The 19,929-nt window shown below is 72.0% G+C and carries 20 protein-coding genes; 13 read left to right on the forward strand and 7 right to left on the reverse strand.

Going from position 1 to position 19,929, the window contains the following annotated elements; translation table 11 throughout:
* Positions 1-32: 32 nt before the first annotated feature.
* The 9 genes from valS (at position 33) to AB0C33_RS07560 (ending at position 8,583) form a co-directional block, all read left to right on the forward strand.
* Positions 33-2,510 carry a valine--tRNA ligase gene (valS, locus tag AB0C33_RS07520; RefSeq protein ID WP_358284626.1) on the forward strand — a complete coding sequence of 826 codons (2,478 nt, stop codon included), beginning with the start codon at positions 33-35 and terminating at the stop codon, positions 2,508-2,510.
* Between the two features lie 109 nt (positions 2,511-2,619).
* Complete coding sequence (locus AB0C33_RS07525) at positions 2,620-3,783, forward strand: AI-2E family transporter (protein WP_358284628.1); 1,164 nt, start codon at positions 2,620-2,622, stop codon at positions 3,781-3,783.
* A 75-nt stretch (positions 3,784-3,858) separates the two neighbouring features.
* Positions 3,859-4,413 carry a PaaI family thioesterase gene (locus AB0C33_RS07530; RefSeq protein WP_352324042.1) on the forward strand — a complete coding sequence of 185 codons (555 nt, stop codon included), beginning with the start codon at positions 3,859-3,861 and terminating at the stop codon, positions 4,411-4,413.
* The gene (gene dut, locus AB0C33_RS07535; RefSeq protein WP_352324043.1) at positions 4,410-4,850 is read left to right on the forward strand and encodes a dUTP diphosphatase; all 441 of its coding nucleotides are present in this window, start codon (positions 4,410-4,412) and stop codon (positions 4,848-4,850) included. The genes AB0C33_RS07530 and dut overlap by 4 nt, the downstream gene beginning before the upstream one ends.
* 59 nt (positions 4,851-4,909) lie before the next feature.
* Positions 4,910-5,548 (forward strand): DUF3710 domain-containing protein, encoded by a 639-nt coding sequence (locus tag AB0C33_RS07540; protein ID WP_358284631.1) that lies wholly within the window; start codon positions 4,910-4,912, stop codon positions 5,546-5,548.
* Positions 5,549-5,649: 101 nt separating this feature from the next.
* Positions 5,650-6,036: an OB-fold nucleic acid binding domain-containing protein gene (locus AB0C33_RS07545; RefSeq protein ID WP_352324045.1), complete on the forward strand. Its 387-nt coding sequence runs from the start codon at positions 5,650-5,652 to the stop codon at positions 6,034-6,036.
* 4 nt (positions 6,037-6,040) lie between these two features.
* Complete coding sequence (locus AB0C33_RS07550) at positions 6,041-6,712, forward strand: DUF3159 domain-containing protein (protein WP_358284632.1); 672 nt, start codon at positions 6,041-6,043, stop codon at positions 6,710-6,712.
* A gap of 80 nt (positions 6,713-6,792) precedes the next feature.
* Positions 6,793-7,398, forward strand: a complete 606-nt coding sequence (locus AB0C33_RS07555; protein ID WP_352359167.1) for a Uma2 family endonuclease — start codon at positions 6,793-6,795, stop codon at positions 7,396-7,398.
* Between the two features lie 702 nt (positions 7,399-8,100).
* Positions 8,101-8,583 (forward strand): NUDIX domain-containing protein, encoded by a 483-nt coding sequence (locus AB0C33_RS07560; protein WP_358284635.1) that lies wholly within the window; start codon positions 8,101-8,103, stop codon positions 8,581-8,583.
* Here AB0C33_RS07560 and AB0C33_RS07565 read toward each other — a convergent pair.
* The 3 genes from AB0C33_RS07565 to AB0C33_RS07575 are packed head-to-tail and all read right to left on the reverse strand — an operon-like array spanning position 8,549 to position 10,283.
* Positions 8,549-8,956: a TIGR03668 family PPOX class F420-dependent oxidoreductase gene (locus AB0C33_RS07565; RefSeq protein WP_358284637.1), complete on the reverse strand. Its 408-nt coding sequence runs from the start codon at positions 8,954-8,956 to the stop codon at positions 8,549-8,551. The two genes, AB0C33_RS07560 and AB0C33_RS07565, sit on opposite strands and share 35 nt — an antisense overlap.
* A 2-nt stretch (positions 8,957-8,958) precedes the next feature.
* The gene (locus tag AB0C33_RS07570; RefSeq protein WP_352324051.1) at positions 8,959-9,618 is read right to left on the reverse strand and encodes a TrkA family potassium uptake protein; all 660 of its coding nucleotides are present in this window, start codon (positions 9,616-9,618) and stop codon (positions 8,959-8,961) included.
* Positions 9,618-10,283: a TrkA family potassium uptake protein gene (locus AB0C33_RS07575; RefSeq protein ID WP_352324052.1), complete on the reverse strand. Its 666-nt coding sequence runs from the start codon at positions 10,281-10,283 to the stop codon at positions 9,618-9,620. The genes AB0C33_RS07570 and AB0C33_RS07575 overlap by 1 nt, the downstream gene beginning before the upstream one ends.
* A 101-nt stretch (positions 10,284-10,384) precedes the next feature.
* Between AB0C33_RS07575 and AB0C33_RS07580 the strand changes: the two genes are divergently transcribed.
* Positions 10,385-12,430: an APC family permease gene (locus tag AB0C33_RS07580; RefSeq protein ID WP_358284640.1), complete on the forward strand. Its 2,046-nt coding sequence runs from the start codon at positions 10,385-10,387 to the stop codon at positions 12,428-12,430.
* On the opposite strand, the gene AB0C33_RS07585 is transcribed toward AB0C33_RS07580, so the two are convergent.
* Positions 12,417-14,057: an alpha/beta-hydrolase family protein gene (locus tag AB0C33_RS07585; RefSeq protein WP_358284643.1), complete on the reverse strand. Its 1,641-nt coding sequence runs from the start codon at positions 14,055-14,057 to the stop codon at positions 12,417-12,419. The two genes, AB0C33_RS07580 and AB0C33_RS07585, sit on opposite strands and share 14 nt — an antisense overlap.
* Positions 14,058-14,174: 117 nt before the next feature.
* On the opposite strand from AB0C33_RS07585, the gene AB0C33_RS07590 reads away from it, so the two are divergent.
* The 3 genes from AB0C33_RS07590 (at position 14,175) to AB0C33_RS07600 (ending at position 17,106) form a co-directional block, all read left to right on the forward strand.
* Complete coding sequence (locus tag AB0C33_RS07590; protein ID WP_358285960.1) at positions 14,175-15,404, forward strand: class I SAM-dependent RNA methyltransferase; 1,230 nt, start codon at positions 14,175-14,177, stop codon at positions 15,402-15,404.
* 82 nt (positions 15,405-15,486) lie between these two features.
* Positions 15,487-15,894, forward strand: coding sequence for an STAS domain-containing protein (locus AB0C33_RS07595; protein WP_358284645.1), 408 nt, complete (start codon positions 15,487-15,489; stop codon positions 15,892-15,894).
* 69 nt (positions 15,895-15,963) lie between these two features.
* Positions 15,964-17,106, forward strand: coding sequence for a DUF418 domain-containing protein (locus AB0C33_RS07600; RefSeq protein WP_358284648.1), 1,143 nt, complete (start codon positions 15,964-15,966; stop codon positions 17,104-17,106).
* A 2-nt stretch (positions 17,107-17,108) separates the two neighbouring features.
* On the opposite strand, the gene AB0C33_RS07605 is transcribed toward AB0C33_RS07600, so the two are convergent.
* From AB0C33_RS07605 to AB0C33_RS07615, 3 genes are read right to left on the reverse strand one after another with little or no spacing between them, the layout of a single operon-like run.
* A complete protein-coding gene (locus tag AB0C33_RS07605; protein WP_125646369.1) occupies positions 17,109-17,708 on the reverse strand; it encodes a response regulator transcription factor in 600 nt (199 codons plus the stop codon).
* Positions 17,705-18,805: a histidine kinase gene (locus tag AB0C33_RS07610; protein WP_358284651.1), complete on the reverse strand. Its 1,101-nt coding sequence runs from the start codon at positions 18,803-18,805 to the stop codon at positions 17,705-17,707. Before AB0C33_RS07610 ends, AB0C33_RS07605 begins: the two co-directional genes overlap by 4 nt.
* Positions 18,802-19,920: a histidine kinase gene (locus tag AB0C33_RS07615; RefSeq protein WP_358284654.1), complete on the reverse strand. Its 1,119-nt coding sequence runs from the start codon at positions 19,918-19,920 to the stop codon at positions 18,802-18,804. The genes AB0C33_RS07610 and AB0C33_RS07615 overlap by 4 nt, the downstream gene beginning before the upstream one ends.
* Between the last annotated feature and the right edge of the window lie 9 nt (positions 19,921-19,929).

A 19,929-nucleotide genomic window follows, 5' to 3' on the forward strand; every position in this document is an offset into this window, starting at 1 on the left:
GCATGACTCAACAGCGACTACGCCATGCATCCATGCCGGAAAAGCCGACCCTCGACGGCTTGGAGCAGGTATGGGTAGCTCGCTGGCAGGAGGAGGGCACCTACCGCTTCGACCGGTCCAAGCCGCGCGAGCAGGTCTACTCCATCGACACGCCGCCGCCGACCGTGTCCGGCTCCCTCCACGTCGGTCATGTCTTCTCCTACACCCACAGCGACATCATGGCCCGCTACCAGCGGATGATCGGCAAGTCGGTGTTCTACCCCATCGGCTGGGACGACAACGGCCTGCCTACCGAACGGCGGGTGCAGAACGTCTACGGGGTGCGCTGCGATCCGTCGCTGCCGTACGATCCTGACTTCGTTCCACCGGACAAGCCGGGCAAACGTGAGATCTCGATTTCGCGGCGCAACTTCGTCGAGCTGTGTCACCAGCTCACCGCCATCGACGAGAAGGCGTTCGAGGAGGTCTGGCGCCGGGTCGGCCTGTCGGTCGACTGGGACCTGCTCTACACCACGATCAGCGACGAGTCGCAGGCGGTCTCCCAGCGGGCGTTCCTGCGCAACCTCGGCCGCGGCGAGGCCTACCTCGCCGAGGCGCCCACGCTGTGGGACGTCACCTACCGCACCGCGGTGGCCCAGGCCGAGCTGGAGGACCGCGAGTGGCCCGGCGCCTTCCACCGCGTCTCCTTCTACGGCGAGCGCGGGCCGATCTGGATCGAGACGACCAGGCCCGAGCTGATCCCGGCCTGCGTCGCGCTGGTCGCCCATCCCGACGACGAGCGCTACAAGCCGCTGTTCGGCACGTCCGCGCTCACGCCGCTGTTCGGCGTCGAGGTGCCGATCCTGGCCCACCACCTGGCCGAGCCCGACAAGGGGTCCGGCATCGCGATGATCTGCACGTTCGGCGACGTCACCGACGTCACCTGGTGGCGTGAGCTGCACCTGCCCACCCGGCCGGTCATCGGCTGGGACGGCCGGCTGCTGCCCGAGCCGCCCGACGGCGTGGAGCCGGAGCCGTACAAGGAGCTGGCCGGCAAGACCGTCCACAGCGCGCGCGAGCGCATCGTCGAGCTGCTGCGCGAGTCCGGCGACCTCGACGGCGACCCGCGTCCGGTGCGGCGCCCGGTGAAGTTCTACGAGCGCGGCGACAAGCCGCTGGAGATCGTCACCACCCGCCAGTGGTACATCCGCAACGGCGGGCGCGAGCAGGCGCTGCGCGCCCGGCTGCTGGAGCGCGGCAGCGAGCTGGCCTGGCACCCGCCGCACATGCGGGTGCGCTACGACAACTGGGTCGAGGGCCTGACCAGCGACTGGCTGATCTCCCGCCAGCGCTTCTTCGGCGTGCCGTTCCCGGTGTGGTATCCGCTGGACGAGGCCGGCAACCCGGTCCACGACGCGCCGATCCTGCCGGCCGAGGAGTCGCTGCCGGTCGACCCGTCCTCCGACGTGCCGCCCGGCTACAGCGAGGAGCAGCGGGGCGTGCCCGGCGGGTTCATGGCCGACCCCGACGTCATGGACACCTGGGCGACCTCGTCCCTGACGCCGCAGATCGCCGGCCGCTGGGCGACCGACGACGACCTCTACCGGCGCGTGTCCCCCTACGACCTGCGGCCGCAGGCGCACGAGATCATCCGCACCTGGCTGTTCTCCACGGTGGTCCGCTCCCATCTGGAGTTCGACGCGCTGCCGTGGACCGACGTGGCGATCTCCGGCTGGATCCTCGACCCCGACCGCAAGAAGATGTCCAAGTCCAAGGGCAACGTGGTCACCCCGCTCGACCTGCTGGAGCAGCACGGCTCCGACGCCGTCCGCTACTGGGCCGCCAACGGCCGCTACGGCGTGGACACCACGTTCGACGTGGGCCAGCTCAAGATCGGGCGGCGGCTGGCGATCAAGATCCTCAACGCCTCGAAGTTCGTGCTCGGGCTGGCCGGCAGCGACGGCGAGGTCACCGAGCCGGTCGACCTGTCGATGCTCGCCGCCCTGTCCGACATGGCCCGCGAGGCCACGCAGGCGTTCGAGTCCTACGACCACACCCGCGCGCTGGAGGCCGTCGAGCGGTTCTTCTGGTCCTTCTGCGACGACTACCTGGAGCTGGTCAAGGCGCGGGCGTACGAGTCCGGGCCGGCCGCCGCCTCGGCGCACGCGGCGCTGCGGCAGGCGCTCGACGTGCTGCTGCGGCTGTTCGCGCCGGTGCTGCCGTTCGTGACCGAGGAGGTGTGGTCCTGGTGGCGCGAGGGCTCGGTCCACCGCGCCGCCTGGCCGGCTCCCGAGCGCGGCACGGGCGACCCGGCGGTGCTGACCGTGGCCTCGGAGGTGCTGCGGCGGATCCGCAAGGCCAAGTCGGAGGCCAAGTCGTCGATGCGGGCCGAGGTGTCCAGGCTGACCGTGACGGGGCCCGAGGCCGATCTCGTCCGGCAGGCCCAGGACGACCTGTGCGCGGCCGGAGTCGTCGAGGAGTTCGTCCTCGACGGCGGCGACGTGCTGACCGTCGAGGTGCACCTGGGCTGAGGCACGGCCGTCCGGCACGGGCGGTGAGGGCGCCTCCCTCACCGCCCTTCCGGCATCCCGGCGTCTTATCGGTGCGCATCCCCGGCCCGGACGTGCCAGTCTTGAACACGTGCAGATCGACCGCCCCACCACACTCGTACCGCCCGTGCTGGCCAAGATGGCCGCATGGTGCGGGTGCCTGATCCTCGTCGGCGTGGTCGTCTACTTCTTCGTCCAGGCGATCGCCCGGCTCACCTTCGTGGCGCTGCCCGTGGCGATCGCGCTGCTGCTGACCGCGCTGCTGTTCCCGCTGACCAAGAGCCTGCGGCGGGCGGGCCTGCGGCCCATCTACGCCACCTGGCTGACCATGCTGGTCGCGCTCGCCGTCCTGGCCGGCACCGGCTGGCTGGTCGGCGCGCGGGCCAGCGAGGAGTTCCCCAACCTGGTCACGCAGGTGCAGGCCACCGCGCGCTCGGTCCAGGAGTGGCTGATCACCGGCCCGCTGCACCTGAAGCAGGCCCAGATCACCGGGTACGTCGACGAGATCGCCACGATGGTCAACGCCCAGCGCACCGCCATCACCGGCACGGTGCTGTCGGCCAGCGCCGTCGCGATCGAGGTGCTCGCGTCCATCGTGCTGCTGCTGTTCGTGACGTTCTTCCTGCTCAAGGACGGCGACCGCATCTGGTCGTGGTTCCTGCGCGCCTTCGGCTCGATGTCGCCGCGGGTCGACCGGGCGGGCCGGGCGGCCTGGACCACGCTTTCCCACTACGTCCAGGGCACCGTGGCCGTGGCCGCCGTGCACGGCCTCATCATGGGCATCGTGCTGGCCGGCATGGGGGTGCCGCTGTGGGCGCCGCTGGCGGTGCTGATCTTCTTCGCCAGCTTCATCCCCATCGTCGGCATCTTCTTCGCCGGCACCGTCGCCACCCTCGTCACCCTCGGCGCCAAGGGCCTGGTCTACGCGCTGATCTTCCTCGGCATCCTCATCGTCGAGCAGCAGCTGGAGAACCACGTGCTCCAGCCGCTGATCGTGGGCAGAGCGCTCAACTTCCACCCGCTGGCGATCATCCTGGTGCTGTCGGTCGGCGGCATCCTGGCGGGCATCGCCGGAGCGGCCGTGGCCGTGCCGGTCGCGGCGGTGATCTACCGGGCGCTGCCCGAGCTGCGCCACAAACCGCCCGCCCTGCCGCCGCCGCCCCACCACGAGCCGCCGGCGGAGGAGCCGTCGTCCGGAGGCGCCCCTCCCGTCGGCGAGCCGCCGTCCGGGGGTGCGGTCCCCGCGGCGGGGTGACGTGAGGCGGGCCGGGTGGTTCCGATCCGGTGTCGAGGGCGAGTCCAGGGGCCGCAGCGAGTAACCTCGTCACCCGTGACGCGTTCCTCCCTCACCACCCCGCCGCCGGACGCCTCGGCGCCCGCGGCCCATCCCGGCGCCCCGGCGCCGGGCAGTTCCCTCGGCTCCCACTACAGCCGCTGCTTCGGCTGCGGCGGCGACCACCCGACCGGCCTGCACCTGAAGGCCGCCACGCCCGACGGCGTCACGGTCGAGGCCGAGTTCACCGTGGGGGAGGCCCACCAGGGCGCGCCGATGCTCGCCCACGGCGGCGTGCTGGCCGCCGCGATGGACGAGGTCATCGGAATGTCGGTCTACCTGTTCCACAAGCCCTATGTGACGGCCCGGCTGGAGACCGACTACCTTCTCCCCGTTCCCGTGGGCACGACACTCCACCTGCGCGCCTGGTGCAACGGGATCACGGGCAGGAAGGCGTACCTTGAGGCTGAGGGGCGCGTCGGCGCCCCCGACGGACCGGTCGCCGTCCGCGCGGCGGCGCTGTTCATCGAGGTGAGCATGGAACACTTCGCTGAGCACGGCGACCTCGCGGCCATCGCCGCCGAACACCAGGACTTCGAGGTGAACCCGTGAGCGACGTGGAGGTCCTCATCCAGCGGCTCGACACCGGGCTGCCGGTGCCGTCCTACGCCCACCCGGGCGACGCCGGCGCCGACCTCTACGCGGCCGAGGACGTCGAGCTGCTGCCCGGCGAGCGGGCCGTGGTCGGCACTGGCGTGGCGATCGCGCTGCCCGACGGCTACGCCGCGTTCGTGCACCCGCGCTCCGGCCTGGCGGCCCGCCACGGCGTCACGCTCGTCAACGCCCCCGGCACCGTCGACGCGGGCTACCGGGGCGAGATCAAGGTCACGCTGATCAACACCGACGCCAAGGAGCCGTTCCGCCTCCAGCGCGGCGACCGGGTGGCCCAGCTCGTGGTCCAGCGGGTCGAGCGCGCGGCCTTCTACGAGGTCGAACGCCTGCCCGGCTCGGTGCGCGGCGCCAACGGATTCGGATCGACGGGCCGCTGAAGCGGCCGGCCCGAAGCAAGCCTGGGGCTCCGGCCCCGCGAACAGGGAGAGTGAGGAACGTGTTCCGACGTCGTCGTCGTGAGCAGCCGGAGACGGTGGCCGAGCAGGAGTCCCCGGCCCCTACCCGCGAGTCCGGCCCGTGGGACGCCGACGAGCCCCACCCCGACACGGACAGGATCGACCTCGGCGGCCTGCGGCTGCCGCACAACCCCGACTTCGACGTGCGCCTGGCCTCGCTCGGCGACCAGCACGTCGGTGTCGTCGTCCTGTACGAGGACAGCTCGCTGCAGCTCCAGGCCCTGGCCGCGCCGCGCTCGGCCGGCCTGTGGGACGACGTCAGGACCAAGATCGTCGCCCAGGCCAAGACGCTGGAGGAGCGGGAGGGCCCGTTCGGCGTCGAGCTGGCCGGCGAGGTCGCCATGGAGGGCGGCAGCCGGGCGGCCCGCTACATCGGCATCGACGGCCCGCGCTGGTTCCTCCTGGCCGCCATCACCGGCCCCGGCGCCCTCGACGAGCGCGTCTCCGGGGCGTTCATCGACTTCGTCAAGGACGTCGTGGTCGTGCGCGGCGACGAGCCGATGGCCCGCGAGGAGCCCATCACGCTGAGCCGTCCGCACGAGCGGCAGGCCGGCGAGCAGGACGAACGCCCGGCGTTCAGCCCCTTCAAGCGCGGGCCGGAAATCAGCGAGACCCGCTGAGCGTTACCTCTCCGGGCCCCGCCCGGCCCAGCCCGGCGACATTCCCAAGACCCCCCATCGGCTATTCGCTGACGGCTTACCATCACATAGGCTGAACCATCATGAGTACGGCAGAGCCTCCGAAACGCGGGGGATTGCGCGGCTTCTTCAGCCGGCTGGCCACCACCCAGTCGGAGATCGAGGCCCAGGAACTGCGGGAAGACGCCGACGAGGTCGGCGCGACGCCCATCGTGTCGTGTGGCGGGCGCCGCAGGTTCTGTGTAGCGGGTACGCTACGTACGGTGACATTGCGTCCGAGGGGCGGCGCCCCCGCCCTGGAGGCCGAGCTGTACGACGGGTCCGACGTGATCGACCTGGTGTGGCTCGGCCGCCGCAAGATCGTCGGCATCGAGCCGGGCCGCACGGTCAAGGCCGAGGGCCTGGTCAGCATGCAGGACGGGCGCAAGGTGATGTTCAATCCGCGATACGAACTGCGCCCAGGGAGTTGATCAGGTGAGTGCTGAGGCGGAAGAGGCCGCGCACGAGACCGTCGAGTCGGCGGTGCGAGCCCAGCTCGCCAAGGCCTTCGGCGGCGTCCGCGGCATCATCGAGGCCGCGGTGCCGACGATCGCCTTCACGGTCTCGTGGATCGTCACCGAAGACCTGAAGACGTCGCTCATCGTCAGCATCTCGCTCTCGGTGGTGCTCCTGCTGGTCAGGGTGGTCCAGCGGTCCACGCCGCAGTTCGTGATCAACAGCCTGATCGGCATCGCCATCGGCGCCTTCTTCGCCAGCCGCACCGGCAACGCGAAAGACTACTTCCTGCCCGGCATCCTGTGGAACGGCGCGTACTCGCTGGGCATGTTGGTGTCCATCGTCACCCGCTGGCCGGTCGTCGGGTTCCTCATCGGCTCGGTCACCAACGACCCGGTGGGCTGGCACAAAGACGCGGGCGTCGTCCGGCTCTGCACGCGGCTGACCTGGCTGCTCATGGTGCCGTGCGTGGTGCGGGTGGCCGTGCAGGGCCCGGTCTACCTGTTCGGCGGCGGTGACGAGGCGGTGGCCGCGCTCGGCTTCGCCAAGATCGTGATGGGCTGGCCTCTCCAGGTGGCGGCCCTGGCCGCGATGCTCTGGCTGCTCGGCCGCGGCCGCACCCCCATCAAGCCTCCGGTCGCCCCGGCCTGACCCGCAGTGGACCTCCCGGCCGCCGAAACGTGTGCGCCTGTTCACCTGGCGTGAGCGCATTACATTGGTAGCGTAGATGCATGACAGCCGAAGCGGTGAGCCTCGAGATGACCACTTCCTCGCTGCCTGACTGGGTCTTCCCGCCGCCGGGAGGCTTTGTCGCAGAAGACCTGGATAACATTCCGAATCTGCCTGCGCACACAGAGTTGATTGACGGAAGCTTGGTCTTCGTGAGCCCCCAAGCGTCCTTCCACGCCGTGATCGTCGACCTCCTTGCTGCTGACCTGCGCGGAGCCGCTCCTGAAGAGCTCCGGGTTCGCCGCGAGATGAGCGTGGTTCTGGGACACGATCAACGCCCCGAGCCTGACCTCGTCGTGCTGAAGGCCGAGGCCCTGGGCAGCGGTCGCGAGACCTTCTACAAGGCGCAGGACGTGGTCCTGGCTGTCGAAGTGGTGTCACCCGAGTCCCGTAGCCGGGACCGCGAGCGCAAGCCGGCTCTCTATGCCGCGGCCGGGATTCCGCACTTCTGGCGGGTCGAGGACGACGGCGGCGAGCCCGTCGTCTACGTCTACGAGCGGGACCCCGCCACCCGCGCCTACGCGCTCACCGGCATCCACCACGACAGGCTCAAGCTGACCGTCCCCTTCGACCTCGACGTCGACCTGAGCCGGATCCATCGCCTCTGACCTCTCGGCCCGCCATGATGCTCGGACGAGCCCTGGATGAGGGTCCCTGGCGGGGCCGGTGGCGGTGGTGACCGGGGTGAGCCGCCGGGCGGGCATCGGGTTCGCGGTGGCACGCGAGCTGCCGGCGTCCGGCGCGCGGGTTGCGGTGCGGTTTGGACCTCGCAGGGCCCTGGCCAGCCCTGGCGCGGAGACCCGGCGGGCATCGACGGCGTGCTCGGCGCGCCGGGTGGCACTGGTGACGAGTTGATGCACATGGAGGCCGACCTGACGCCCTTGAGCGCGTGATGGAGCGGGCCGGGGACCGGGATCGGGGACGCGTGGACGTGCCGGTGGCCGACCACGCGCGCAGCTCCCCGCCAGGCGCTGGCAGAGCGGAACGCCGAGCTCGGCCTGGCATGGGCGGTCAACGCGCGGGCCAGTGCGCTGCTGACGCTGGCGTTCACCGCCCGGCACGATGAATCGAAGCGGGCCCGTCAAGGCGGGGACGCGTTGACGGCGGGCCGGTGGGGTGGCCGGCGGAGAGCGCCCGGCCGGGTGCGTCGGCTTGTCACGGACGGGGGCGCGTGGATCATGGGCCAGGTCGTCCACTCCGGGGGCGGCTTACGCCGCTGGGCAGGTGAACCCGGAACCCGATGGGACGGCGTTCGCGGGCGGAACCGGAGCGGGGAGCGGAAGGTCCGTGGGCGTGGGAGTCTGGGGGAGATGAGGGGGAATGTGGTGGGCTGGGTGGTGGCGCGGGTGTGGAAGGCGCTGGGCGGGCGGGTTCGCTGGCGGGTGTTGTGGCTGACCCACGCCACCTTCATGGTCGGCGTCACCGGCCTCGTACGCGATTCCGACGGCCGGGTGCTCGTCCTGCGTCACCGTCTGTGGCAGGAGGGGCGGCAGTGGGGCTTCCCCACCGGGTTCGCCAGGCGGGACGAGACATTCGAGGGCACGGTCGAACGCGAGGTGTACGAGGAGACCGGCCTGCGCGTGCGCACCGGCCGCCTGCTGCGCGTGCGCAGCGGGTTCGGGCTGCGGGCCGAGGTGGCCTACGAGGCCCGGCTCGTCGGCGGCACGCTCAGGATCGACCCGCTGGAGATCCTCGAAGCCCGCTGGGTCAGCGCCGACGACCTGCCCGAGGGCCTGCAGGGCGCCCACCGCGACCTGCTCATCCCGAGTACGCCCACCCCGACCACCGACTGACCGCGACCACGATCACCGGCCCTTCGGGCGGCCGCCGCCGGTACTGGTCGTACTTGCCGGCCAGCGCCCGCAGGGCGGCGTCGTGGCCGTCCTCGCGCACGGTCGCGATGCCGTCGGCGCGCGCCCACCACAGCCTGGTCCAGTCGTCCTCGTAGTGGTCGGCGAGCAGGCTGACCCGCGGGTTCGCCCGGATGTCGCGCAGCCGCGCCAGGTCGTGGGTGCTCTTCGGCTTGTGGTCGACGGCGGTGACCACGTCGTTCCCGAGGACGGCGAAGGTGACGGGCACCACACGCGGCACCCCGGCCGCGTCGGCCGTCGCCAGGCGGGCGACGCGGGCGCCCTCGAACAGCGACCGGGCGCGGCCGGCGTCCATGCTCAGCGCTGCGAGAGCAGGTGGGCGAGCTCCTCCTCGACCTCCTGGCTGGCCACGAACAGCAGCTCGTCGCCGGCCTCCAGGGGGTCGTCGGCGGTGGGCACCAGCACCCGGCCCTCGCGCAGGATCGCCACCAGCGCGGAGTCGACCGGCCACGGCACCGACCCGGCGCGCTGGCCCACCACCGGGGCGTCCTCGGCCAGCGTCAGCTCGACCAGGTTGGCCTGGCCCTGGCGGAACGTCATCAGCCGCACCAGGTCGCCGACGCTGACCGCCTCCTCCACCAGCGCGCTCAGCAGCCGCGGCGTCGAGACGGCGACATCGACGCCCCACGACTCGTTGAACAGCCACTCGTTGTTGGGGTGGTTGATGCGGGCCACCACGCGCGGCACGCCGTACTCGGTCTTGGCCAGCAGCGACACCACGAGGTTGACCTTGTCGTCGCCGGAGGAGGCCACCACGACGTGGCAGTTGCCGAGGCCGGCCTCGTCGAGCGAGGCGATCTCGCACGCGTCGGCGAGCAGCCACTCGGCGCGCGGCACGCTGTCGATCTTGATCGCCCGCGGGTCGACGTCGATGAGCAGGACCTCGTGGCCGTTCTCCAGCAGCTCGGAGGCGATGGAACGGCCCACGGCGCCCGCGCCGGCGATGGCGATGCGCATCAGTCGTCCTGTTCCGGCGCCGCGGCGAGCACCTTGTTGATCCGGTCCATGTCGTTCTCGGCCGCGATGACGTGGAGCAGGTCGCCCTCCTGCACCACGGTCTCGTCCGTGATGGTCAGGGCCTCGCCCATGCGGTTGATGAAGGCCACGCGGGCGCCGGCCCGGCTCTCCAGGTCGACGACGCGAGTGGCGATCCAGGCCTGGTTGGCGGCCACCTCGGCCAGCACGACCGTGCCCGTGGGGTCGCGCCACAGCGGCTCGGCGCCCTCGGGGAGGATGCGGCGCAGGATCTGGTCGGCCGTCCAGCGGACGGTGGCCACCGTGGGGATGCCCAGCCGCTGGTAGACCTCGGCGCGCCGGGGGTCGTAGATGCGGGCCACCACGTTGTCGACGCCGAACGTCTCGCGGGCCACGCGCGCGGAGATGATGTTGGAGTTGTCGCCGCTGGAGACGGCGACGTAGGCGGCCGCCGACTCGATGCCGGCCTCGGTGAGCACGTCGCGATCGAAGCCGACGCCCGTCACCCGCCGCCCCCGGAACCCCGCGCGCAGGCGGCGGAACGCCTGCGGGTCACGGTCGATGATGGCGACGGAATGGCCGCTGTCCTCGAGGATGTGGGCGAGGGTCGAACCGACCCTGCCGCATCCCATGATCACAATATGCATACTCCCCCGCACTTCGCGGTCGGCCGGTTGCTCGACACCAGTATGGCCCGATGGGGGAGCGCCGCGTTTAGGGCATCGGCATGCGGCTAGCATCTCGTTACGTGGCGAAGGTAACGGATCTTGTCAAACGCGTGCTCGTGGGACGTGCCCTGCGAAGCGGGCAGCTCCACGAGCAACTCCTGCCCAAACGCATCGCCCTGCCGGTCTTCGCCAGTGACGCGCTGTCCTCGGTGGCCTACGCCCCGCAGGAGATTTTGGTCATCCTGTCGCTGGCGGGCGTCTCGTTCTATTCCTACAGTCCGTGGATCGCCGGCGCCGTCGTGGTGGTGATGCTCACGGTCGTGGCGTCGTACCGGCAGAACGTGCACGCCTATCCGAGCGGCGGCGGCGACTACGAGGTGGCCACCACCAACCTGGGCAAGAACGCGGGGCTCACCGTCGCCAGCGCCCTCATGGTCGACTACGTGCTGACCGTCGCAGTGTCGGTGGCCAACGGCGTCGACTACGTCGGCGCGACCATCCCGTTCGTGGCCGAGCACCGGCCCGCGATCGCCATCATCATCGTGATCCTGCTCACGGTGGTCAACCTGCGCGGCATCCGCGAGTCCGGCGCCGCCTTCGCCGTCCCCACGTACGCGTTCATGTTCGCGGTGATCGGCCTGGTCGCCTGGGGCGGCATCCGGCTGCTGGTGTTCGGCGACGAGCTGAGAGCGCCCAGCGCCGGGTTCACCATCCGGCCCGAGCAGACGAACCTGGCCTCCTTCGCCGCGGCCTTCCTGATCCTGCGCGCCTTCTCCTCCGGCTGCGCCGCGCTGACCGGCGTCGAGGCCATCAGCAACGGCGTGCCCGCCTTCCGCAAGCCCAAGAGCAAGAACGCCGCCACGACCCTGCTCATGATGGGCCTGATCGCCATCACCATGTTCGGCGGCATCATCGCGCTGGGGCTGGCCTCCGGCGTGCGGGTGGCCGAGCCGAGCGTCGTCGCCCACGACCTGCTCAGGCCCGACGGCACCCCGGTCGGCGAGGGCTACTACCAGCAGCCGATCATCTCGCAGGTGGCCGACGCGGTGTTCGGCGGCGGCTCGCTGCCGTTCGTGGTGATCTCCGCGGTGACCGCGCTCATCCTGTTCCTGGCCGCGAACACCGCCTTCAACGGCTTCCCCGTGCTCGGCTCGATCCTCGCCCAGGACCGCTACCTGCCGCGCCAGCTGCACACCCGTGGCGACCGCCTGGCCTTCTCCAACGGCATCATCATCCTGGCCCTCGGCGCCTGCCTGCTGCTGTGGGGCTTCCAGGCCGACGTCAGCCGCCTGCTCAACCTCTACATCGTCGGCGTGTTCGTCTCCTTCACGCTCAGCCAGACCGGCATGGTCATCCACTGGACCCGTCACCTGAAGACGGAGACCGACCGCCAGGTCCGCCACCAGATGCACCGCTCGCGCGTGATCAACTTCTTCGGCGCCATCATGACCGGCCTGGTGCTGATCGTCGTACTGCTGACAAAGTTCCTGGTCGGGGCGTGGATCGTGGTCATCGCGATGCCGGTGCTGTTCCTCATGATGAAGGGCATCCGCCGCCACTACGACAAGGTCGCGACCGAGCTGGAGATCACCGACGACTACGAGCCCGCCATGCTGCCGGCCCGCAACCACGCGATCGTGCTGGTCTCCAAGATCCACAAGCCGACCATGCGGGCGCTCGCCTACGCCCGCGCCACCCGGCCGTCCTCGCTGGAGGCGATCACGGTCGGCGTCGAGGGCGAGGAGGCGCGTCAGCTGCAGGAGGAGTGGGAGCGGCGCGGCATCCCGGTGCCGCTCAAGATGCTCGACTCGCCCTACCGCGAGATCACCCAGCCGATCCTCGACTACGTCAAGACCCTGCGCCGCCGCTCGCCGCGCGACGTGGTCACCGTCTTCATCCCCGAGTACGTCGTCGGCCACTGGTGGGAGCACCTGCTGCACAACCAGAGCGCGCTGCGGCTGAAGGCCAGGCTGCTGTTCAAGCCGGGCGTCATGGTGACCAGCGTGCCCTGGCAGCTCCACTCCTCCGACCGGCTCAAGGGCCGGCCCGAGCCGTACGCGCCGGGCGCGGTGCGCCGTCCCTGGCACCAGACCGTCAAGGACGAGGGGGAGATCAAGGCGCGCTGACCAGCGTCCGCAGCCGCCACGTGTCGAACGCCGTCCAGCCCGGCGGCGCGGCTACGGCGGCCCACCCGTCCACGATGTTGGCGCCGTAGCGGTGGCCGTGGCCGGGCGGCACGGACATCGCCGCCGTCATGTCCACCAGCACCTGCCAGAACGTCACCAGCGGGAACCAGTTCATCTGCGGGTTCACCCCGGGCCCCCGCGGGCCCTCCAGCCAGGCGGGCCGGTGGTAGATCAGCGTGGGCGACCACCACACGACGGGGTCGGTGGCGTTCTGCAGGTAGACCACGCGCGGCGGCGGCCACGGGCTCTGGGGACGCCACAGGTCGGCCGGGTGCTGGGCGAAGCGGGCCGTCCTGCCGCCCTGGTAGACCGGCCGCCAGACGGGGGTGCCGGGATCGCGGTGGGCGGTGAGGTGGTCCCAGATGTGGTTGGCGTTGGGCGGGCCGACGAACAGCGCGCCGTCGGTCCGGGCGACCAGGTCGTGCAGGTCGCGGAAGGCGTTCTCCAGCTCGTAGGAGCCGAGGCTCTCGCCGGCGACCAGCAGCCGGGGCCGGTGGCCGGGCGGGAGCCGGTCCCACCTGGCGCGCACCGCCTCGAACAGGGCCCGCCCGGCGGCCGCCGCCTTGTGCCGGTCGGCCAGGAACGACACCCAGCTCGGCAGGTAGGAGTACTGCACCGCGACCATGGCGGTGTCGCCGTTGTACATGAACTCCAGCGAGTCGGCGATGTGCTGGTCGACCCAGCCGGTGCCGGTCGTGCCGAGCACCGCGAGCACCGGACGGCCGAAGCCGCCCGTCCGTTCCAGCTCCCGTACGGCCACCGCGGCCTGGTGCCGGGGCGAGGAGGTGGCGCCGAGGCCGACGTACACGCGGATGGGCTCGGTCGCCGGCCGGCCGGAGAAGGCGGTCAGCTCGGAGACCGTGGAGGCGGTGCCGGTGAAGCGGCGGCCCTCGCGGCCCAGGGAGTCCCAGGCCACCAGCGACCCGGGCCCGCCGGACACCTTGGCCGAGCCGGGCCTGCGCACGCCCGGATGGGTGCCCTGGTTGGTGACCGAGGAGACGTCGCTCATCGTGTTGAGGAACCCCGAGAACAGCACGTCGTCGGCGAGCACCGTGACCACGGAGGCGACGATCAGCACGCCGGCGATGTGGCCCACGTAGGCGGGGACGTACCGGTCGAGCCAGTCGATCAGCCTGCGCCCGGCCAGCCGGACGAGACGGGCCAGCAGCAGGCACAGCGCGAAGAGCGTGACCGCCACCGCGAGGATCACCGGCGGGAACCAGGTGATCCGGGTGTCCATGCCCATGAGCGCCCGCACGTCGCGCTGCCAGTCGATGCTGTACCAGAGCGCCACGACGGTCAGCCCCGAGCAGCCGCCGATCATGATCTGCCAGGCGGCCCGCCGTCCCCGTTCCGGCAGCCGGTACGGGATCGCCGCCCGCCCCAGCGCGCCCGCCGCGGCCCCCACGCCGTAGCCGAGGATGCCGGTGACCGCGCCCATCACGCCCTGGAACAGCCACGTGCGCGGCAGCAGCGACGGCGTCAGCGAGGCGCAGGCGAACAGCACGGCCAGCAGCGTGCCCCCGAATCCGAGCCGCCGGCGCACCACCCGACTTCTGTCCATCATCACCCACAGTAGTCACTCAAGTCCGGAAAGTGGGCGTCCGGGGCGCGAGGCGGGGACGAGGACGTCGCCCGTGGCGGCTCACCATAGGGTGGGGGTGTGGAACAGGCATCTCTGGAGCTGACGGTCGGTCCGGTCGCGCATGGCGGCTGGTGTGTGGCACGCCATGAAGGGCGGGTGGTCTTCGTCCGGCACGCGTTGCCCGGCGAGCGGGTGATCGCCGACGTGACCGAGGAGACCAGCCGGTTCCTGCGCGCCGACGCCGTGGAGATCCTGGAGCCCTCGCCCGACCGCGTCGTCCCGCCCTGCCAGTACGCCGGCCCCGGCCGCTGCGGCGGCTGCGACTGGCAGCACGCCACGCTTGAGGCGCAGCGCCGGCTCAAGGCCCAGGTCGTGGCCGAGCAGCTGCACCGGCTGGCGGGCATCGAGCGCGAGGTCGTCGTGGAGGAGGTGCCCGGCGCCAAGGACGGGCTCGGCTGGCGCACCCGCGTGCAGTTCGCCGCCACGCCCGCCGGTGAGCTGGGCTTCCGCCGGCACCGCTCGCACGAGATCGAGGTCGTCGACGCCTGCCTGATCGCCCACCCCGAGGTCGAGGCGGTCGCCGCCGAAGACCACGAGTGGCCCGGCGCGGCCGGCATCGAGGTCATCGCCTCCGCCGGGGGCGACCGTGCCGTGGTGGTCTCGCCGCGTCCGCGGCGCAGCGTGAGCGTGCCCGAGCTCGACGCGCCCGCCTCGATCCTGCTCGACCAGGGCAAGGGCCGCACGGTGCCGCGCCGCGGCTCCGGCGTGCTGCACGAGCACGTGGGCGACCGCGAGTTCCGGGTCGCGGGCAGCGGCTTCTGGCAGGTGCACCCGGGGGCGGCCGAGACGCTGCTCGACGCGGTGCTGGCCTACGCCGCGCCCGAGCCGGGGGAGTGGGCGCTCGACCTCTACTGCGGGGTCGGCCTGTTCGCGGCCGGGCTGGCCGAGGCGGTCGGGCCTGAGGGCGCGGTGTTCGGGCTGGAGTCCGACGCGGCGGCCGTCCGTGACGCCCGCGCCAACCTGCGCGACCTGCCGCAGGCCAGGGTCGAGCGCGGCCGGGTCGAGGAGGCGCTCGACCGGTTCCAGATCGAGCGCGCCGACCTCGTCGTGGTCGACCCGCCGCGGTCGGGCCTCGGGCGCGAGGTGGTGGAGCGCGTCGCGGGGCTGGAGGCGCTGCGCATCGTCTACGTCTCCTGCGACCCGGCGACGCTGGCCAGAGACCTCAAGTGGCTGGGCGAGCTGGGCTACGAGCTGACCGACCTGCGCGCCTTCGACGCCTTCCCGATGACCCACCACGTCGAGTGCGTGGCGCTGCTGGTGAAGCGCTGACTGCCGCCGCCCGGCCAAGGCGTGACCTCATCGTGACGGTTTGCCGGAACCCCGGGCGGGTGAAGCTGTCTATCGTGCATCCATGGTCGCCTCCGGAGGCGCGGGCCGCCCAGGATCGGGCAGGCCGCCGATGACGCCGCTGACGATGAGCCATCGGCACCTGCCCGGCGTGACCGTGATCGAGGTGTGCGGTGAGGTCGACGCCACCAACCACACGCGATTACGGGAGCACGTCCGGCAGGCCAGGGCGCGTCCGGCCGATCACGTGGTGTTCGACCTGAGCGCGATGACGTTCATGGACAGCTCGGGGCTGCACGCGCTGCTCGCCTGCCACCAGGAGGCCCGCACGCACGACGCGCGGGTCTACCTCGCGGCCCCGCAGGGCGCCCCCGCCCGGCTGCTGGAGATCACCGGGGTCGACGCCCACCTGCCGGTCTACCCCACCGCCGAGGCCGCGGTGGCCGCCGCCGCGGCCGATCCGCCCCGCTGAGCCTTTGGTCACGCCCGTCCAGACCAAGGACGGACGCGCCGCGCGGGGAGGCGTCCCTAGCGTCGGGGCATGACGCAAACCACCCTCGCCGGACGCGTTCAGGAGATCGACGCCGTACGCGGGTTCGCGCTGGCGGGCATCCTGGTCGCGAACATCGGCTTCCTGGCCGACCCGGGGTACGCGCTGTCGGGCGCCATGCCCATCCCCGACGGGCCCGTGGCTCTGGCGATCACGGCGTTCGTGCTGACGAAGTTCTACATCATCTTCTCGTTCCTGTTCGGGTACTCCTTCACGCTGCAGATGCGGGCGGCCGAGCGGGCGGGGGCGAGCGTGCGGGCCAGGACGTTGCGCCGCTGCCTGGCGCTGTTCGTCATCGGGCTGGCCCACGGCCTGCTGCTGTGGATCGGCGACATCCTCACCCTGTACGCCGTGCTCGGCCTGGTCCTGCTGGCCCTGCGCGGGCTCAGCCCCAGGACGGCCGTCATCGCCGGCTCCTCGATCATCGGCGCGCTGACCCTGTTCTGGCTGGCCCTCGCCTGGCTGTCCACCCTCGACCCGGCCGCCGGGCAGCCCGCCGCGGCCGACCCGGCGGCGGCCGCCCGCGTGCTGGCCCTGGCCACCGGCGGGCCACTGGACTTCCTGACGATGCAGACCGAGCTCTACCCGCCGCTGGTGGCCATGATCTGGCTCTTCCAGGGGCCGACCGCGCTGGCCATGTTCCTGTTCGGGCTCGCGGCCGGCAAGTCCAGGCTGCTGGAGGGCCTCGGGCAGCGGCCCCGCCTGCTGGCCCGCGTCCAGTGGGCGGGCTTCGGCGTCGGCCTGCCCGGCGGCCTGCTGTACGCCTGGACGTCCGGCCGGACCGGCGCGGTCGAGCTGCTCGGCGGCGCGGTCAACACGCTCACCTCGATCCTGCTGGCCGCCGCCTACGTCGCCACCCTGCTCCGGCTGATCGGCCGCTTCCCGGCGGCGGGCCGCGTCCTGGCCGCGCCGGGACGGGTGGCCGCCTCCAACTACGTCGGCCAGTCGCTGCTCATCGCCCTGGTCTTCACCGGGTACGGGCTCGCACTCGCGGGCAGGCTGTCACCGATCGCGGTGATGGGCGTCGCCCTGGTGATCTACACCGTGCTCGTGTGGGCGAGCGGACGCTGGCTGCGCACCCACCGCCACGGCCCGGTGGAGTACGTGCTGCGCCGGATCACCAACTGGCGCTGAGGTCAGAGCCAGCCCATGCGCTGGGCGGTGCGGATCGCCTCCAGCCGGTTCTGGGCGTTGAGCTTGGTCATGGCGCTGGACAGGTAGTTGCGCACCGTGCCCTCGGTGAGGTGCAGCTCGCCGGCGATCCTGGAGATCGTCGCCCCGTCGCCCGCCAGGCGCAGCGCGTCGCGCTCCCGTTCGGTCAGCGGGCTGTCGCCGGCGGCCATCGCGGCGGCGGCCAGCTCGGCGTCCAGGTAGCGGCCGCCGGCCATGACCTTGCGGATCGCCATGGCCAGTTCCTCGGCGGAGGCGTCCTTGCCCAGGAAGCCGCTCACGCCGGCGGCCATCGCCCTGCGCAGGTAGCCGGGGCGGCCCAGGCTGGTCAGGATGACGATCTTGCACTGGGCGCTGATCCGCTCGGCGGCGCTCAGGCCGTCCATGCCGGGCATCTCGATGTCCAGCACGGCCACGTCGGGGCGGTGTTCGGCGACCGCGTCCACGACCTCGTCGCCCCGGCCCACCTGGGCCACGACCTCGATGCCGTCCTCCAGGTCGAGCAGGGCGGCGATCGCGCCGCGGATCAGGTGCTCGTCGTCGGCGAGCAGCACGCGGGTGGTCATGCCGGCACCGCCGCGCGCAGCAGGTAGCCGCCGTCGGACGTCGGCTCGGCCCGCAGCACGCCGCCCGCCGCGCCGACCCGCTGGGCCAGGCCCGCCAGCCCGTTGGCCGCGTGCTCGCCCACCGGGCCGCTCACCCCGTCGTTGGACATCTCCAGGACCCCGTTCTCGATCGTGATCGTGCAGCGTTCGGCCTTGCTGTGCTTGAGCACGTTGGTGGCGCCCTCGCGGACGACGGTGGCGAGCAGGGTGCGCGCCTCCGGGGCCAGCGCCGTGGTGTCGGCCCGTACCGTGCAGCGGACCTCGGCCGCCTCCAGCACCGCCCGGACGCCGGCCAGCACCTCGTCCAGGTCGAGCGCCCGGTAGTTCTGCACCACGGCCCGCACCTCGCGCAGCGACCGCCTGGCCAGGTCGCGCACCTCGAACATGGCCCGCTCGGCGGCGGCCGGGTCGCCGGGCAGCGAGCCGGCGGCGCGGGCGGTCCTGGCCGAGACGTCGGCCAGGCTCTGCCCGAGCAGGTCGTTGAGGTCGCGGGCGAAGCGCAGCCGTTCCTCCGAGACGGCCAGCCTGGACCTGGCCTCCTGCCCTTCGTGCGCCTCCTTGGCCACCCGCCACAACCACAGGTTCGCCAGCACGCCGCCCACGCCGATCGCGGTGAACACCGCCAGCACCACGACCGCCGACAACATCTCCACGGGCAGGCCCATGGTCAGCGCGAGGACGACCACCAGGACGGCGATCCAGCCGACCGACAACGTGACGATCGTCCGGCGGCGGACGAAGGGGGCCAGCATCGCCAGCCACACCGGCACGGTGTACAGGATCGTGCCGGCCGCGAGGACCAGGGCGAGCACCCCGGAGACGGCCAGCAGCGCCGTCGGGCGGGGTCCGCCGCGCACGGCGATCCGGAACGGCCGCGTGGCCAGCGCCATGAACACCAGCAGCAGCACGCCGGCGGCCACGAACACCTGCCGGGGCAGGTCGACGTTCTGCCCGAGCAGGTACAGGTTGTAGAAGCCGGTCGCGGACACCAGCAGGATGATGTCGGTGGAGTAGACGATCAGCCAGCGGACCTTGTCCAGCCGGGTCGGCCGCCTCACGCGGGCACCGCCGCGCGCAGCAGGAACTCGCCGGTGGGCGTCGGGGCGGCCGAGAGCGAGCCGCCCGCCGTGGTCAGACGCTCCGACAGGCCGCGCAGGCCGCTGCCCGGGGCCGCGGAGAGGTCCTTGACGCCGTCGTTGCGCATCTCCAGCACGCCGCCCTCGATCGTGATCGCGCAGGTGGTGGCCGAGCTGTGCTTGAGCACGTTCGTGCCGCCCTCGCGCACGACCCACGCCAGCAACGCGCGCCCGGCGGGGGACAGGTCGCCGGCCCTGGTCTCGATCAGGCAGCGGGCGCCGGCCGCCTCCAGCGCCGACCGCACGCCGGCCAGCTCGGTGTCCAGGTCGAGCGTGTGGTAGCCGTCCACGGCCAGTTGCACCTCGGCCAGCGAGTCGCGGGCCAGCTCGCGCACCGCGTCCATCTCGGCCAGGGCCCTGGCCTGGTCCTTGGCCGACAACTTGGCCGCCAGCTCGCTCTTCAGCGTGATCACCGACAGGCTGCGGCCGAGCAGGTCGTGCAGGTCGCGGGCGAAGCGCAGGCGCTCCTCGGCGATGGCCAGGCGCGCCTTGGCCTCCTGGCCGTCGTTGGCGTCCCTGATCGTCCACCACAGCCAGCGCCACAGCAGCATGGCCGCGACCATGAGCGCGCAACTGGCCGCCTCGGGGATCAGCGTGCCGGCCCAGGACCGGTCGGTGATCAGCACGACGTACGCGCTGACCAGGACGGTCACGGCGGCGCCCAGGCAGGTCGTGGCCCACAGCGGCAGGTAGAACGCGACCACCGACACCCACAGGACGCCGGTCTCCAGCCAGGTGGCCGTGCTCGCGATCTCGTCGTGCGGCAGCAGCAGCACCGAGCCGGCCGCGCACGCCCCGGACACCAGCAGCTTCGCCGTGGGCCGCGGGCGGTCGTCGAAGGCGGCCCGCAGGACGGAGGGGAACAGCGTGAACTGGCCCGCCAGGAAGGCGATCGCGAGCAGCGCCTGCGGGACGCCCATCTGGCCGCGCGCGGTGTAGATGAGGACGAGGGTGACGAACACCAGGCCCAGGAGGATGACCATGGCGTCCATCCAGTGGATGAGGATCTTGCGCGCGCTCGCGGCACGGCTCGCCATCGTCTTCCT

Source organism: Nonomuraea sp. NPDC048881 (assembly GCF_040649795.1).
Taxonomy (GTDB): Bacteria; Actinomycetota; Actinomycetes; order Streptosporangiales; family Streptosporangiaceae; genus Nonomuraea.

Bases quoted from the DNA above. Each gene is read 5' to 3' on its own strand.
- AB0C33_RS07585 (WP_358284643.1), bottom strand. From the start codon at position 14,057: ATGATGGACAGAAGTCGGGTGGTGCGCCGGCGGCTCGGATTCGGGGGC.
- AB0C33_RS07605 (WP_125646369.1), bottom strand. From the start codon at position 17,708: ATGACCACCCGCGTGCTGCTCGCCGACGACGAGCACCTGATCCGCGGC.
- AB0C33_RS07615 (WP_358284654.1), bottom strand. From the start codon at position 19,920: ATGGCGAGCCGTGCCGCGAGCGCGCGCAAGATCCTCATCCACTGGATG.
- AB0C33_RS07560 (WP_358284635.1), top strand. From the start codon at position 8,101: ATGAGGGGGAATGTGGTGGGCTGGGTGGTGGCGCGGGTGTGGAAGGCG.
- valS (WP_358284626.1), top strand. From the start codon at position 33: ATGCCGGAAAAGCCGACCCTCGACGGCTTGGAGCAGGTATGGGTAGCT.
- AB0C33_RS07545 (WP_352324045.1), top strand. From the start codon at position 5,650: ATGAGTACGGCAGAGCCTCCGAAACGCGGGGGATTGCGCGGCTTCTTC.
- AB0C33_RS07565 (WP_358284637.1), bottom strand. From the start codon at position 8,956: ATGGACGCCGGCCGCGCCCGGTCGCTGTTCGAGGGCGCCCGCGTCGCC.
- AB0C33_RS07570 (WP_352324051.1), bottom strand. From the start codon at position 9,618: ATGCGCATCGCCATCGCCGGCGCGGGCGCCGTGGGCCGTTCCATCGCC.
- AB0C33_RS07575 (WP_352324052.1), bottom strand. From the start codon at position 10,283: ATGCATATTGTGATCATGGGATGCGGCAGGGTCGGTTCGACCCTCGCC.
- AB0C33_RS07555 (WP_352359167.1), top strand. From the start codon at position 6,793: ATGACAGCCGAAGCGGTGAGCCTCGAGATGACCACTTCCTCGCTGCCT.
- AB0C33_RS07595 (WP_358284645.1), top strand. From the start codon at position 15,487: ATGGTCGCCTCCGGAGGCGCGGGCCGCCCAGGATCGGGCAGGCCGCCG.
- AB0C33_RS07600 (WP_358284648.1), top strand. From the start codon at position 15,964: ATGACGCAAACCACCCTCGCCGGACGCGTTCAGGAGATCGACGCCGTA.